The sequence below is a fragment of the Bradyrhizobium stylosanthis genome, assembly GCF_001641335.1.
Classification (GTDB): domain Bacteria; phylum Pseudomonadota; class Alphaproteobacteria; order Rhizobiales; family Xanthobacteraceae; genus Bradyrhizobium; species Bradyrhizobium stylosanthis.
The window spans coordinates 264,715-280,175 of sequence record NZ_LVEM01000006.1 but is presented as its reverse complement, the minus strand read 5'-3'; the positions used below and the strand labels follow the sequence as shown (position 1 = coordinate 280,175).

Sequence of the window (15,461 nt, the reverse complement as noted above, 5' to 3'; positions counted from 1 at the left end):
ACAAAAGAATTTTGCAATGAATGATACCCGTTCGATGAACCGCCGCCGCTTCATGACCCTGACTGGATCGACGCTTGCCGTGCTCGGCGGCGGACGCGCCTTCGCTCAAGGTCAGGACGGCCGCATCCGCATCGATCCCACGGGATTCCAGCCGATCCCGATCGCGATCAGCGGCTTCGTGCCGGGCTCGCCGTCAGACGGCGACGTCAGCAACGGCGTCACGCAGGTCATCACCAACAATCTGAAGCGCTCGGGCCTGTTCGCGCCGATCGACCAGGCCGCCTTCATCGAGCGCATCAGCAACATCGACGTCGCCCCGCAATTCCAGAACTGGAAGACCCTCAACGCGCAGGCGCTTGTCACCGGCCGCATGACGCGGCAGCCGGACGGCCGGCTCAAGGCCGAATTTCGCCTGTGGGACGTGGTCTCGGGCCAGCAGCTCACGGGCCAGCAATATTTCACCTCGCCGGAATATTGGCGCCGTATCGCCCACATCATCTCCGACCAGATCTACGAACGCATGACCGGCGAGAAGGGCTATTTCGACAGCCGCGTCGTGTTCGTCGACGAGACCGGTCCGAAGGAGCGCCGCGTCAAGCGGCTCGCGATGATGGACCAGGACGGCGCCAACGTGCGCTATCTGACCCGCGGCTCCGACCTCGTGCTTACGCCGCGCTTCTCGCCGAACTCGCAAGAGATCACCTACATGGAGTTCGGCCAGGGCGATCCGAAGGTCTATCTCTTCAACATCGAGACCGGCCAGCGCGAGATCGTCGGCAACTTCCCGGGCATGACCTTTGCTCCGCGCTTCTCGCCGGACGGCCAGCGCGTCATCATGAGCCTGCAGCAGGGCGGCAATTCCAACCTGTTCGTGATGGATCTGCGCTCGCGCTCGACGACGCGCCTCACCGACACGCCGGCGATCGACACCTCGCCGTCCTATTCGCCTGACGGCACCCGCATCTGCTTCGAATCCGATCGCGGCGGCAGGTCGCAGATCTATGTGATGGGCGCGGGCGGAGGAGCGGCGCAGCGCATCTCGTTCTCCAAGGACGATACCAACGCGAGCTATTCGACGCCGGTTTGGTCGCCGAAGGGCGACTACATCGCCTTCACCCGGCAGGGCGGCGGGCAGTTCTCGATCGGCGTCATGAAGCCTGATGGCAGCGGCGAGCGGCTGCTCACCTCCGGCTTCCACAACGAGGGCCCGACCTTCTCGCCGAACGGCCGCGTGCTGATGTTCTTCCGCGATCCCGGCGGCAACGGCGGACCGTCGCTCTACTCGGTCGACATCTCCGGCCGCAACGAGCTGAAAGTGCCGACGCCGGGCTTCGCCTCCGACCCGGCATGGTCGCCGCTATTGTCCTCGACGGCGGGTCAATAGACCGCGTGTTCAGACGCGCGATGTTATCGAAAAAACGCGCTGATTTTTTCGCGTTCGGTCGGGAAAGCAAGCTTTCCTTCACCTTGTGCTCGGCAACGCTTGCCTAGTTGCTTGATATTTCGCCGGAAATCGGTTCGCTATTGCCGAAAAACAACCCGACTTTAACGATGTTCCCTCAGAAAGACTTCATCTCGGCTGGGTAAAAGTACGCGCTAAACAGGACGCGTAAGTAGCCAATGCAGCTGGCCGACCAGAAGCAGAGCGATCGAGACGAGCTGGAGCCGATACTCTACGCCGCTCTCATCAACTCTATGGTTCAGAATTTCTGGGCGATCTTCCTCGGCTCGGCCTCCGCAGCCGTGGCCGCGGTCATGACTGCGTTGAAGACCGGCGACGTCTGGCTGTGGCCGCTCGCGTTCCTGCTGATCGCCATCGGCACCGCCCGCGCGTTCCAGATGCGCGGATACGAGAACCGCGCGCACCCGCTGTCGTTCGAAGAGGCCAAGCACCTGGAGCCGCGCTACTGGATTGGCGCGCTCAGCTATGCGGCCGTGCTCGGTATCTGGGCGTTCGTCGTCATCTACAACAACGAGGATCCAGTGGCCGACATGCTCGCTGTCGCCATCGGCATCGGCTACACCGCCGGCGGCGCCGCACGCAATTACGGCCAGCCCCGGGTGATCCAGTGGCACGTCGCGCTCGCCTGCGGTCCGATGTCGCTCGCGCTGCTGCTACACGGCGGCCCTTATCACGTCGGGCTCGCGATCCTGCTCATGTTCTTCTTCATCGGCCTGAAGAACATCAACCTCAGCCTGCACGCGATCTTCGTCAAGGCGCTGACCTCGAGCTTCCGCGAATCCGCGCTGGCCAGCCAGTTCGACACCGCGCTCAACAATATGCCGCACGGCCTGTGCATGTTCCGCGCCGACGGCCGCCTTGCGGTGATGAACCACCGCTTCGGCGAGCTGATGGGCCTGCCCGAGGACCTGGTCAAGCGCGGCGCCACTGCGGCCGACATCGTCTCGGCCTGCATCGCCGCCGGCACCATCTCGGCGGAGAGCGGCAACCAGATCCTGGCGGAGATCGCACATGCCCGGATCTGCGAGATCGTCACCGCCGATCCGGATTCCGCGCGCAGCCGCACGCTGGCCTGGACGTTCCAGCCGATGACCGGCGGCGGCACCGTGCTGCTGCTCGAAGACATCACCGAGCGTACCAACGCCGAAGCCCGCATCAGCCATCTCGCTCGCTATGACGAGCTCACCGCGCTGCCCAACCGGGTGTCCTTCCGCGACGAGATCGAGCGGTTGCTGGCCAACGCGCACCATGCCGAACGACTCTCGGCGCTGCTGTTCGTCGACCTCGACCAGTTCAAGCAGGTCAACGACACGCTCGGCCATCCCTGCGGCGACCAGCTCCTGTGCGCGGTCGCCAACCGCCTGCGCGAGATGCTGCGGCCGGAGGATTTCGTCGCCCGCTTCGGCGGCGACGAGTTCGTCGTGTTCCAGCAGAACATCTCCTCGGCCGAGGATGCCGCGAGCCTCGCCCGCCGCATCGTCGAGCGGCTCAGCGAGCGCTACCGCATCGACAATCATTTGGTCGAGATCGGCGCCAGCGTCGGCATCGCGCTGACCTCGCCGGACGCCAAGGTCAGCGCCGACACCCTGCTCAAGAACGCCGACATGGCGCTGTACCGCGCCAAGGCCGACGGCCGCGGCACCTTCTGCTTCTTCCGCGACGAGATGGCGGCGACCGTCGAGGCGCGCCGCATCCTCGAGCTCGACCTGCGCAAGGCGCTCGCCAACGAGGAGTTCGAGCTGTTCTACCAGCCGCTGGTCAACCTCAAGTCCGGCAAGATCACTACCTGCGAGGCGCTGCTGCGCTGGAATCATCCGGTGCGCGGCACGGTCTCCCCGATCGACATCATCCCGGTCGCCGAGGACATGGGCCTGATCGTCGATCTCGGCCGCTGGATCCTGCGCCGGGCCTGCATGGAATGCATGAAGTGGCCGGAGGGCGTCAGCGTCGCCGTCAACTTCTCGCCGCAGCAATTCCACCAGCGCGACGTGCTGAGCGAAATCCGTTATGCGCTGGAGGTCTCGGGGCTTCCGGCGCATCGGCTCGAGATCGAGATCACCGAATCCTCGCTCCTGCGCAACACCCAGCTCACCCACGATATCCTGTCGCAGCTGCATGCGCTCGGCGTGCGCATCTCGCTCGACGATTTCGGTACCGGCTATTCGAGCCTCAGCTACCTGCACAATTTCCCGATGCAGAAGGTCAAGATCGACCGCTCCTTCCTGGAAGGCATCGACACCGACCGTCCGCTGACGCTGCTGCGCGGCGTGGCCCGCCTGTCGGCCGACCTCGGCATGGCGGTCGTGGTCGAGGGCATCGAGACCAACGAACAGCTCGAACTGATCAGCGCCGACGGCACCGTCTCCGAGGCGCAGGGCTATCTTTTCAGCCGCCCGGTGCCCGCCGTGCGCATGCGCCAGCTCCTCAACGCCTCGCATGGACGGCGCGGCGAGAGCCTGCTCCAGGTCGTCGCCTCGCGCTCTTTCGCCTAATCCCACTATCGGGAATATGCTGTCGTTTCAGACTGTTGCTACCTACCGTAGTGCTACGGGGGGTTAACCCTAACCATTCGATTGCTTTGCTTCATTGTTAAGAAGCTGTTAAGAAATCATCACGCGCGTGGAAGTTGTCCCGCGCGTTTGTGTGAGCGGTGGTGGGTAAGGGAGTTGGAATGCAGTCCTCAGCCAGAGCGATCATTTCGGCTGTTGGACGGGGTGCCGAGCTCCTGACCGACGTCGACTATCACCTCGCCGAAACCGCCGCGGAGAAGGAGGAGATCTACAATCTCCGCTACCGCGCCTACCTGCGCGAAGGCGCGGTCAAGGAATCCGCGGAAGCACGCGTCACCGACCAATATGACGAATTGCCGAACGCGTGGACCTTCGGCGTCTATCTCCAGGGCAAGCTCTGCAGCTCGGTGCGCATCAGCGTGCTGACCGCGGACTGGCGCCAGTCCACCTCGGCCGACGTCTTCCCGGACATCCTGCTGCCGCGGCTTGATCGCGGCGAGGTCATGATCGACCCGACGCGGTTCGTCGCCGATCCCGACCAGGTCAAGCGCGTTCCGGAATTGCCCTATCTGACGACCCGGCTCGCCTACATGGCCTGCGAGCACTTCAACGCCGATCTCGGCCTTGCGATCGTGCGCCCGGAGCATCAGGCCTTCTACCGCCGGGTGTTCCTGCACGAGACCATCGCCGAGCCGCGCCTGGTTCCGGGTCTGACGAAACCGTTCGGGTTGATGGCGGCGGATTTCCCGACCTTCCGCAAGAAGGTGTTCGAGCGCTATCCGATCATGCGCTCCACCGCCTTCGAGCGGCGGATGCTGTTCGGGCGCGGCGTCCAGCGTCAGGTCCCGGCGCGGCCCGTGCTGGTGCCGGAGGCCGTTCACGACGCCGTCCACGCCTAGGATCTGCGTCGGCCCGGTGACGGCGGCTTGACCCCCAGGCCGCGGCTCGCGCTGCGCATCACATTCCGCTCAAGGCCCAAAATTCCAGCAAAACCAGCGATTTTGCCTGCCGGTGTGGCTTGCCTTCACCCTCGCGCCACATTTACAAACCATTAACCATGACGGTTGCTTTTCGCGGGTTGGGGGCATTTGACCGGCTGAGGCAAGGTTCCGTCAAGGTTGACGGAACGTTCGCTTAACCAACCCCCTGTAGACCGGACAGCAGTGGACTAACGTGAGCGTGGAGGCTCCGGAATGAAACATCCTATGCGTATCCTCCAGGGATTGAAGCTGGCCGCGGTGCTTGCCGTCGCACTGTCGATGGGCGCCTGCGCCAACAAGAATGCCGCGACGGATGCGATGGCCAATGCGGCGACGCCCGGCAGCCAGCAGGACTTCGTCGTCAACGTCGGCGACCGCGTGTTCTTCGAGAGCGACCAGACCGATCTGACCCCGCAGGCGATCGTGACGCTGGAGAAGCAGGCGCAGTGGCTGCAGAGCTATCCGCGCTACTCCTTCACCATCGAAGGACATGCCGACGAGCGCGGCACCCGCGAATACAACATCGCGCTCGGCGCCCGTCGCGCCCAGTCGGTGCGTTCGTTCCTCGCCTCGCGCGGCATCGATCCGAACCGCATGCGCACGATCTCCTACGGCAAGGAGCGGCCGGTCGCCGTCTGTAACGACATCTCCTGCTGGTCGCAGAACCGCCGCGCCGTCACCGTGCTGAACGCGAGCTCCTGACGCTTTCAGGCGCCGTTCATCTTCAGGAATAGATCATGCCGGCGCCCTCACGGGCGCCGGTTTCGTTTCAGCGATCTGTGACAGAAACCCCTTTGTCGCAGTCACATTTTTGGCGTACTCCACTTCGATGTGTGGCGCGTCGAAAGTTCCGTCGCAGGCCATTTGCTGTCGTCGTCAGGGCAAGATGTCATCCAGATTGAAGGTTTTCACCAGCTCCGTGGCGACCGCCGCGCTGCTCTCCTTGTGCTCGCCCGTCTTCGCCCAGACCGATGACGATCCCGAGATGCGGATCGAGCGGCTTGAGAACCAGCTGCGCCAGCTCACCGGGCAGAACGAGGAGCTGCAATACCGCAACCGCCAGCTCGAGGAGCGCCTGCGCGCGCTCGAGGGCGGCGCGCAAGCCGCGCCCGGGCAGGTGCCGGTGCAGCCCAGCGTCACCGCGGTGCCGCCCGCGCAGGTCGCCCCAGCCTATCGCCAGCAGCCGCCGCAACAGCAGCAGGCCATGCAGCCGAATTACGAGCAGCCGCAGGGCGCGCCTCCCGCGCCGATCGCGCAGGAGCAGCCGGGCCCCGGTGCTCCGGGCTCGCGCCGCCGCGGCGATGCGTTCGACCCGAACCAGAATCCCAATGCCCCCGGCGCACCGCGCGCGCTCGGCGGCGGTCAGCAGCCGATGCCGGCAGGCCAGCAGGCCGGTGCGCCCGGCGGGCGCAACGCCGGCGAGCCGCTCGATCTCGCCAACACCAGCCCGCGCTACCAGCAGGGCGTGCCGCCCGCGGCCCAGCCCGGCTATCCGCCGGCCCAGCAGCAGGGCTATCCCGCGCAATCCGGCGGCGCCGGCCTCACGACGCTGCCGCCCTCGGCGACGCCGCGCGACGAGTTCGACCTCGGCATCGGCTACATGCAGCGCAAGGACTATGCGCTCGCCGAGCAGACCATGAAGAACTTCGCGCAGAAATATCCGAGCGACCCGCTGCTCGGCGACGCGCAATACTGGCTGGGCGAAAGCTATTTCCAGCGCCAGCAATATCGCGATTCCGCGGAAGCCTTCCTCGCGGTCACCACCAAATACGACAAATCGGCCAAGGCGCCCGATGCGCTGCTGCGGCTCGGCCAGTCGCTCGCCGCGCTGAAGGAGAAGGAGGCGGCCTGCGCCGCCTTCGGCGAGATCGGCCGCAAATATCCGCGTGCCTCCGCCGGCGTGAAAGCCGCGGTCGACCGCGAGCAGAAGCGGGTGAAGTGCTGATCCTCCGCGATTGAGCTGACAACGCGGATGGCGCTGCGCTAAACAGTCTGGCGATTGCTGGGCAAGCGTCATGTCAGACGACGACAATTCACCGATCTCGGCGCGCACGGCGAAGCAGCTCTTCGCCGCGTTGAAAGGCGCACCGGCGCTCGTGCTCGCCGTCTCCGGCGGGCCGGACTCGGTTGCGCTGATGTGGCTCGCCGCGCGCTGGCGGCGCAGTCTTGCACGAGGCCCTCTTCTCACCGTCGTCACCGTCGATCATGGCCTGCGTCCGGAAGCGGCGCGCGAGGCGCGCGAGGTCAAGCGGCTCGCGGCCGAACTCGGCCTGCCGCACCGGACCCTGCGCTGGCGCGGCGTCAAGCCGAAGACCGGACTGCCTGCCGCTGCACGCGAAGCCCGCTACCGCCTGCTCGCGGAAGCCGCGCGAAAAGCCGGCGCGAGCCATGTGCTGACGGCCCATACCCGCGACGACCAGGCCGAGACGCTGCTGATGCGCATGCTCCGCGGCAGCGGGCTGGCCGGGCTTTCGGCGATGGCGGAGCTGACCGAGCGCGATGGCGTCGTGCTGATGCGTCCGCTGCTCGACGTGCCGAAGTCGCAGCTCGTCGCGACGTTGAGGCGGGCGAAGATCGGCTTCGCCGAGGATCCCACCAATCGCGACACCGCCTTCACCCGGCCGCGGCTGCGCGCGCTGCTGCCGCAACTCGCGGCCGAGGGCGGCGATGCCAGGAGCCTGGCGCGGCTCGCGGGCCGGCTGGCGCGTGCCAATGCGGCGGTCGAGGTGCTGACCGACGGTGCCGAGCGCTTCCTCCGTTTGAGGGATCGCGACGATGCGCCGCATGGGCCGGCTGCGCGCAGTTTCGAGGCGCGCGCCTTCGCGGGCTTGCCGGAGGAGGTCCGCCTGCGGATCCTGCTGCGGGCCATCGATGCCCTCGGCCATGAGGGGCCGGCGGAACTCGGCAAGGTCGAAACCCTGCTGTCCGCGCTCGATCAGGCATTGGCTGCGGGCCCCCGCGCAGCCGCAAATGGCCGTGCGATCTTGAAGCAGACCCTTGCGGGAGCCTTGATCAGCCTTGCCGGGGGGCGTATCTCCATTACGCCTGCCCCGGCCCGGCGATCCCGAAGGGACTTCAAGGGCGGATGAGGGCGGATCATGACACCGGCCGCTTCCGGCCGAGGTTGTCAGGACACCTTAACCAGGCAGGAAAAACCCCGCTTCGGGCGCCATTATTTCAGCGGGAATCGCCCTAAGATGGGATAAATAGTCCCATCTCGTTCCCTTGGCATCGAGCGGGGCGGCACCTAAATTGTATGCGTCTAACGATGAGGATTCCTTGGGGATTTCCTCGAATAGCCCCAAGTAACTGGGTCGAGTAACTCCTGAAGGATCAGGGCCGCGATCCGCGCGACCACGAAGGAAGATCGATGAACGCCAATCTGCGCAACTTCGCCCTCTGGGTCATCATTGTCTTGTTGCTATTGGCGTTGTTCACGCTCTTCCAGAATCCGGGTCAGCGCGCCTCCTCGCAGGACATCGCCTTCTCCCAGCTCCTGAGCGAAGTTGACCGCGGCAATGTGCGCGACGTCGTGATCCAGGGGCCGGACATCCACGGCACCTTCACCAACGGCTCGAGCTTCCAGACCTATGCGCCGAACGACCCGACGCTGGTGAAGCGCCTCTATGACAGCAAGGTCCAGATCACCGCGAAGCCGCCCGGCGACAACGTGCCGTGGTTCGTCTCGCTGCTGGTCTCCTGGCTGCCCTTCATCGCGCTGATCGGCGTGTGGATCTTCCTGTCGCGGCAGATGCAGGGCGGCGCCGGCAAGGCGATGGGCTTCGGCAAGTCGCGCGCCAAGATGCTGACCGAAGCGCATGGCCGCGTCACCTTCGAGGACGTCGCCGGCGTGGACGAAGCCAAGCAGGACCTGCAGGAGATCGTCGAATTCCTGCGCGACCCCGGCAAGTTCCAGCGCCTCGGCGGCCGTATTCCGCGCGGCGTGCTGCTGGTCGGCCCTCCCGGCACCGGTAAGACCCTGATCGCGCGTGCGGTCGCGGGCGAAGCCAACGTGCCGTTCTTCACCATTTCGGGTTCGGACTTCGTCGAGATGTTCGTCGGCGTCGGCGCCAGCCGCGTCCGCGACATGTTCGAGCAGGCCAAGAAGAATGCGCCCTGCATCATCTTCATCGACGAAATCGACGCGGTCGGTCGTCACCGCGGCGCCGGTCTCGGCGGCGGCAATGACGAGCGCGAGCAGACGCTGAACCAGTTGCTGGTCGAGATGGACGGCTTCGAGGCGAACGAGGGCGTGATCCTGATCGCCGCGACCAACCGTCCCGACGTGCTCGATCCCGCGCTGCTGCGTCCGGGCCGCTTCGACCGTCAGGTCGTGGTGCCCAATCCCGACGTCGTCGGCCGCGAGCAGATCCTCAAGGTTCACGTCCGCAAGGTGCCGCTGGCGCCGGATATCAACCTCAAGACCATCGCGCGCGGCACCCCGGGCTTCTCTGGCGCCGACCTGATGAACCTCGTCAACGAAGCCGCCCTGACCGCCGCCCGCCGCAACAAGCGGATGGTGACCCAGGCCGAGTTCGAGGAAGCCAAGGACAAGGTGATGATGGGCGCCGAGCGCAAGTCGCTCGTCATGACCGAGGAAGAGAAGCTGCTGACGGCCTATCACGAGGGCGGCCACGCCATCGTCGGCCTCAACGTGCCCGCGACCGATCCGATCCACAAGGCGACCATCATCCCGCGCGGCCGTGCGCTCGGCATGGTCATGCAGCTGCCGGAGCGCGACAAGCTGTCGATGTCCCTGGAGCAGATGACCTCGCGCCTCGCCATCATGATGGGCGGCCGCGTCGCCGAAGAGCTGATCTTCGGTCGCGAGAAGGTCACCTCCGGCGCCGCCTCCGACATCGAGCAGGCCACGCGCCTTGCCCGCATGATGGTGACGCGCTGGGGCCTGTCGGAAGAGCTCGGCACCGTCTCCTATGGCGAGAACCAGGACGAGGTGTTCCTCGGCATGTCGGTCTCGCGCACGCAGAACGCCTCCGAAGCGACCGTGCAGAAGATCGACTCCGAGATCCGCCGCCTGGTCGAGGAAGGCTACAAGGAAGCGACCCGCATCCTCACCGAGAAGCATGGCGACCTCGAAGCGCTGGCCAAGGGCCTGCTCGAGTTCGAAACGCTCTCCGGCGACGAGATCGTCGACCTGCTCAAGGGCAAGAAGCCGAACCGCGAGTCCGTGCTCGAGCCGACCACCCCGCGCGCCTCCGCCGTGCCCCCGGCCGGCAAGTCGCCGCGCCCGCGGCCCGATGCCGATCCCGGCCTGGAGCCCCAGCCGCAGGCGTAACGCAAGCAGCAGGACGAATTGAAAAACGCGGCGGCAACGCCGCGTTTTTTTGTTGGGTGGTGCTGATGCATTGCCGATGCGCGAGAAGCTCTCGTGCCCCGGACGCAGCGCAGCGTCTCTTCGACGGTGCTCCGCAGAGCCGGGGCCCATGCTGCAGCGGAGTGTGTGGCCTCCTGGGTCCCGGCTCTGCGCAGCAGCGTTGCACGCTGCAGCGCGTCCGGGACACGAGAGGGCGGCGCGCTGAAACGGCATACTCCGTCATTGCGAGCGCAGCGAAGCAATCCAGGCCGTCACCGCGGAGGGACTCTGGATTGCTTCGCTGCGCTCGCAATGACGATGGGGGTGTAGTGCTCTCGCAACAACGGCAGTCCCGTAGGGTGGGCAAAGGCGCGTAGCGCCGTGCCCACGATCTCTTGGATGTCGCGATAGAGATGGTGGGCACGCTTGCGCTTTGCCCACCCTACGAGATCTCACTTCGCTGCAGCTGACGGCGCGTCTCCCCGCCGCCCCAAAAACCGCAGCACATCATCATTGAATTGCCCGGGATCCTGCAGGAACGAGAAGTGACTGACCTCCGGCTGGATCAGCAAACCCGCGCCCGGAATGTTCGCGGCCATGAACTCGGTGTTCTCGCGCTTGATCGCCTCGTCATGGTCGCCGTCCACGATCCAGGTCGGCACCTTGATCGCCGCAAGGTCTGAAGCCGTCCATTTCGGCTGGCTCTCCCACATCTTGGTGATCTCGTCGACGAAGCTCTTGTATGCCGTCGGCGTCGGGGAGAGGCGTTTGTATTCCTCTCCGGCCCGCGCGATGTAGGCGTTGAAGACCTCGCTCGATGCGATGTCGGCAACGCCCGAGGGATCCGAGTTCGCCGCGAAGGCGAACAGCCTGCTCACCCGCTCCGGGTGCTTCATCGCGATGTCGAGGCCGATGATCGCGCCGTCGCTCCAGCCCACGATCGCCGTCTTCTTGATCCCTAAATGGTCGAGCAGCCCGATCACGTCCGAGGCCATCAGATCGTAGCCATACGGTTCCTGGTTGCGGGTGCTGCGCCCGTGTCCGCGGCTCTCCATGACAATGACCTGATAATGCCGCTGCAGCGCGCGGACCTGGTGGCCCCAGTAATTGGCGTTGGCGAGGCCGCCATGCAGCAACAGCACGGGCTCGCCGCGGCCGAACATTGCGTACCAGACCTTGATGCCGTTGACGGGCGCGAGGCCGCTCTGCGCGGCCTTGGGCAAGGTCGGCGTCGGCGGCAGGTTCAGCCATCGCGGCGCCGCATGGGCTGCGTTGACCGATACCATGACGAGAAGCGCGGCGAAGAGATTGCGAAACATCATGTACGTCTTCCTGTTCGGTCGCCGGATACTAGCGCATTGCGACGCCATTGCGTCACCTCTGGAGACAGTGTCGCACCGAGACGTGAGGACGACAGAGCCTGTCGCGCGGCGACGACGCGATCATGCGCGCGTGTTCCGTAAACACACGGCTCTTTCTGCATTTGAACGGTGAGCTCGCGCCAGGCCGCAAGTCGCGCTTGTCCCGCGCGCCATGTCGATCCACTTCCCTCGCTCCGGCCGCACGATGCACCGGCCATGATGGAGTTCGACCATGACTGGATTCAAGACTTTCGCCGCCGCGATTGTGTTGTCGGCCCTGACCGCAGGCTCCGCTTTCGCTCAATCCGGCTTTGCCAGCAGTCATCCGGGTACGTATGAAGCGGAAAACCCCGATCGCAATTTGAATGGCACGCTGACGCCGGCCGGCCGGCTCGGCCTCGAACTGCCGGACGGTGCCGCGGGCGTGCAAGGCGTGGGCAACGTTGTGGCCCGTGCGGACGGCGCGATGTCGCGGTCCTGCGCCGCGCGCTATCGTTCCTTTGATCCGGCAACCGGCACCTATCTGGGCTTCGACGGCAACCGCCATCCCTGCAGGTAAAGCTCACCGGTGCAAGCCGGTCGTCTGAGCGGACAGGTTGGGCAAGGGCGCCCTCGCGCCGAGCCCGCCATCCCTCGGAAGTCGCGACAGGCCGTGGTGGGCACGCTTTCGCAGGCCCACCCGGCTCGATAGTGATTGGAGTCCGTGTCGATGTCATGGCATGCTCTTCCCAAATAAAGGTGCGGCTTGACCGCGCCGGACAAAAGGGGAGGGGAAGCCGATGCGCTTTGCGAGGGCATTGGACGCGCTTTGCGCCATATCGTTCCTGTCGATCACCGTCCCCTCTCACGCCGCCGAGTTGCGCGGCGTCACCGCCACCGAAATCAGGATCGGCCAGACCATGCCCTATAGCGGCCCGGTGTCGGCTTTCGGCGCGCTCGGCAAGGGCGAGGTCGGCTATTTCAAGATGCTGAACGAGAAGGGCGGCATCAACGGCCGCAAGGTCAATCTGATCTCGCTCGACGACAGCTATGCGCCGCCGAAATCGGTCGAGCAGACGCGCAGGCTGGTCGAGAGCGACGAGGTCGCGCTGATCTTCTCCTCGATCGGCACCGCCCACAACACGGCGATCGCGAAATATCTGCAATCGAAGAACGTGCCGCAGCTCTTCATCGGCTCCGGCGCCTCGAAGTTTGCCGACATCACGCAGTATCCGCAGGCGACCATGGGCGTGCAGGCGCCGTTCCGCTACGAGGCTAGGCTCTATGCGCGCTACGCGCTGGCGAAGAACCCGAACGCGAAGTTCGCCGTCATCTCGCAGAACGACGATTACGGCCGCGACTACCTCGCCGGCCTCAAGGACGTGCTCGGCGAGAAATACGATTCGGTGGTCACCAATGCCACCTACGAGATCCAGGACCCGACCATCGATTCCCAGATCGTGAAGTTGAAGGCGTCGGGTGCCGACGTGTTCGTGATCGCGGCGACGCCGAAATTCGCAGCGCAGGCGATCCGCAAATCATTCGAGATCGGCTGGCGCCCGATGACGTTCCTCTCCAACGTCGCGGTTTGGATCTCGACCGTGATGGAGCCCGCGGGCCTGGAGGCCGGCACCGGCATTCTCTCCACGGCTTACGTCAAGGATCCCGACGATCCCGCCTGGAAGGACGATGCGGGCGTGAAGGGCTGGCGCGAGTTCATGACCAAATACGTGCCCGAAGCCGACCAGCACGACACCAACTACGTCAACGCCTACAACAGCGCGATGGCGCTCGAGGCGGTGCTGAAGGCCTGCGGCGACGACCTGTCGACCGAGAACATCCTGAAGCAGGCGTTTGCGATCCGCGATCTCGAACTGCCGATGCTGCTGCCCGGCATCAGGGTCAATACTGGCACGACCGACCATGTCCCGGTCGACCAGATGCAGTTCATGCGCTTCAATGGCAAGAGCTGGGAGCGCTTTGGCGAGTTGCAGACGGGCAATTGAGGATCGGGCGGGATTGGCGGCTTAACAAAAGTTGGCTTCGGGCCCGTGAGCCGGCAATATCGATTCCGGCCAGCGTTCGCCTGACGCTATGTCCTTATTTCGGCGCGGACGCCGCGCTATCCGCATCGTCCCGCACATGGACCACGGCGATCTTGTCCGTGTAGATCCGCTTCCAGCCCTTGAGATGATCGAGGATCTGCGGGCCGGGGGAGTCGGCCACCAGCAGCGTCGCGTCGATCTTGTGCTCGTCGAGCAGGGCGGGGAGCAGCGCGGGCTTCTGGCCTTCGGTCGCCTTAAAGAAGTCCATCACGAACTTCTCGCCATAGAGTTCGGCGCGGCCGTCGACGAAGACCGGGATGTCACGCGCGATCAGGTAGCCGCCGAACTTGTAGGCGTTGAAGATGCGCTTTGCCCCGCGCTTCTCGAGCAGATCGGTCGCCGCGACCGGCGTCTGGTCCATCGTGAAGGTGAAGCGGTGATGCGACATGTAGATCGAGCTCGAGGTCCAGCCTGCCGCCACGATCATCAACGCGCCAATTGCAGTCACGTAGCGGGCGGGCCAGCGCTCGCCGGTTTGCGTGTCGGCTTGCTGCAGGGGCGATTTTTCGCCGAGCGGCTTGGCCAGCACCAGCGGCACCAGGAAGGCGAAAGCCTCGATGCTCCTGACATGGCTGAGCGCCATCCAGGTCAGCAGCAGGATCAGCAGGATGCGCGGCGGCGACAGCGTCAGGCCGCGATAGAGCCCGAGCGCGATCAGGCCGAGCAGCGCGCCTTCGAACGCGGTGAAGGAGGCGAAGTTCGCCGGCGACCATTCGGAGATGACGGTCAAGAGCTCGCCGAGATTGAGGATGTTGGTCGCACCCAGCAGCGTGCGCCAGCCATAGGGCGTGAGGCAGCTTGCGGCCAGCGCGGCGACGCCGAACAGGAACCAGCGCAGCAGCAGGCGAACCTGCTTGCCGGACTCGAGGCCCCAGAGCGCGACGAACGACATCGGTCCGATCAGCGCGAGGCCGAGCACGAAGCCGCCATGCAGGCTCGCCCACAGCGACATCAGCGGCAGCCAGTACCATGACGGCGTGCCCCTGCGATCGGCCGCCGCCATCAACATGCCCACCCATGCGATCATGACAGGCAGCGCCAGCATGTGCGGCCGCGCCAGGATGTGATGCAGCGACAGCACGATCGCCAGCATCGCGAACAGCACCGAGCGCGGCATTTCCAGATGTGCGTCGAGCAGGCGGACGAGGATCGCCGCCGACAGCGCGACCCCGAGCGCGGTGAGGATGACCGGGCCGGCCCAGCCCCATTGCGTATAGGAGAGCGCGAACGCGACCTGCGACAGCCACGAGGTCGAAAGCCAGGGAGCTCCCGGCCGCGTGAAGGAATAGAAGTCGGTGTAGGGAAGGGCCTGGTGATCGATCACCCATTGCCCGATCTTGATCTGCCAGAACGAGTCGGAGTCCTGAAGCAGCGTGTCGCCGACGAAGAGGAAGAAGAGATAGGCGCCTGCACCGACGCAGAGCGGCACCAGCGTGCGCGCGCGGCCCTGCACCGCGATGCTGTTGGCAAAGGAAAGGGACATGCCGCCTCGTCGTCCTCGGTGTTCTCATCGGGTGGGCCCGAGCGGGCGGCATTTGACCACGGCCGACATAACTTCGGGTAAACCGGCTGCACGAGCGGCTTGATGTCCGGACAATTTAACTGATTGTTTTCAATTCCAGTTTACCATCGGCGAATACACGCAAACCGCTCTTTGTTTACGCAGTCGAATTAACTGCGGCGCAATTCTTTGTCTCTACGTTCGGTTCCATGGTCGGGCGGCGCTGGGAAGCCGAAGAGACCAGACCAC

General features: G+C 65.1%; 11 protein-coding genes. 9 read left to right on the top strand and 2 right to left on the bottom strand.

From position 1 onward, the window contains the following. Positions 1 to 34 precede the first annotated feature (34 nt). The 7 genes from tolB to ftsH all read left to right on the top strand — a co-directional run bounded on the left by tolB (position 35) and on the right by ftsH (position 10,248). A complete protein-coding gene (gene tolB / locus A7X65_RS35790) occupies positions 35 to 1,384 on the top strand; it encodes a Tol-Pal system beta propeller repeat protein TolB (RefSeq protein WP_063694095.1) in 1,350 nt (449 codons plus the stop codon). Positions 1,385 to 1,620: 236 nt separating this feature from the next. Beyond that, positions 1,621 to 3,954, top strand: coding sequence for a putative bifunctional diguanylate cyclase/phosphodiesterase (locus A7X65_RS35785; protein WP_063694094.1), 2,334 nt, complete (start codon positions 1,621 to 1,623; stop codon positions 3,952 to 3,954). 179 nt (positions 3,955 to 4,133) lie between these two features. Next, positions 4,134 to 4,871, top strand: coding sequence for an N-acyl amino acid synthase FeeM domain-containing protein (locus tag A7X65_RS35780; protein WP_063694093.1), 738 nt, complete (start codon positions 4,134 to 4,136; stop codon positions 4,869 to 4,871). A 294-nt stretch (positions 4,872 to 5,165) separates the two neighbouring features. Further along, positions 5,166 to 5,654, top strand: coding sequence for a peptidoglycan-associated lipoprotein Pal (gene pal / locus A7X65_RS35775; RefSeq protein WP_024337630.1), 489 nt, complete (start codon positions 5,166 to 5,168; stop codon positions 5,652 to 5,654). 184 nt (positions 5,655 to 5,838) lie between these two features. Then, on the top strand, positions 5,839 to 6,897 hold the full coding sequence (ybgF, locus tag A7X65_RS35770; protein WP_063694092.1) for a tol-pal system protein YbgF: 1,059 nt from the start codon (positions 5,839 to 5,841) through the stop codon (positions 6,895 to 6,897). A gap of 70 nt (positions 6,898 to 6,967) precedes the next feature. Continuing rightward, positions 6,968 to 8,041, top strand: a complete 1,074-nt coding sequence (tilS, locus tag A7X65_RS35765) for a tRNA lysidine(34) synthetase TilS (protein ID WP_063694091.1) — start codon at positions 6,968 to 6,970, stop codon at positions 8,039 to 8,041. 281 nt (positions 8,042 to 8,322) lie between these two features. Then, entirely contained in the window at positions 8,323 to 10,248 is a 1,926-nt protein-coding gene (ftsH, locus tag A7X65_RS35760; RefSeq protein ID WP_063694090.1) for an ATP-dependent zinc metalloprotease FtsH, read from the top strand. A gap of 470 nt (positions 10,249 to 10,718) precedes the next feature. Here the strand turns inward: ftsH and A7X65_RS35755 are convergent, their stop codons facing one another. Then, positions 10,719 to 11,588 (bottom strand): alpha/beta fold hydrolase, encoded by an 870-nt coding sequence (locus tag A7X65_RS35755; RefSeq protein ID WP_156528387.1) that lies wholly within the window; start codon positions 11,586 to 11,588, stop codon positions 10,719 to 10,721. 271 nt (positions 11,589 to 11,859) lie between these two features. On the opposite strand from A7X65_RS35755, the gene A7X65_RS35750 reads away from it, so the two are divergent. Next, the gene (locus A7X65_RS35750; RefSeq protein WP_063694089.1) at positions 11,860 to 12,186 is read left to right on the top strand and encodes a BA14K family protein; all 327 of its coding nucleotides are present in this window, start codon (positions 11,860 to 11,862) and stop codon (positions 12,184 to 12,186) included. Between the two features lie 220 nt (positions 12,187 to 12,406). Further along, positions 12,407 to 13,612: an ABC transporter substrate-binding protein gene (locus A7X65_RS35745; protein ID WP_063694088.1), complete on the top strand. Its 1,206-nt coding sequence runs from the start codon at positions 12,407 to 12,409 to the stop codon at positions 13,610 to 13,612. 94 nt (positions 13,613 to 13,706) lie between these two features. On the opposite strand, the gene A7X65_RS35740 is transcribed toward A7X65_RS35745, so the two are convergent. Then, positions 13,707 to 15,194 carry a hypothetical protein gene (locus A7X65_RS35740; RefSeq protein ID WP_063694087.1) on the bottom strand — a complete coding sequence of 496 codons (1,488 nt, stop codon included), beginning with the start codon at positions 15,192 to 15,194 and terminating at the stop codon, positions 13,707 to 13,709. Between the last annotated feature and the right edge of the window lie 267 nt (positions 15,195 to 15,461).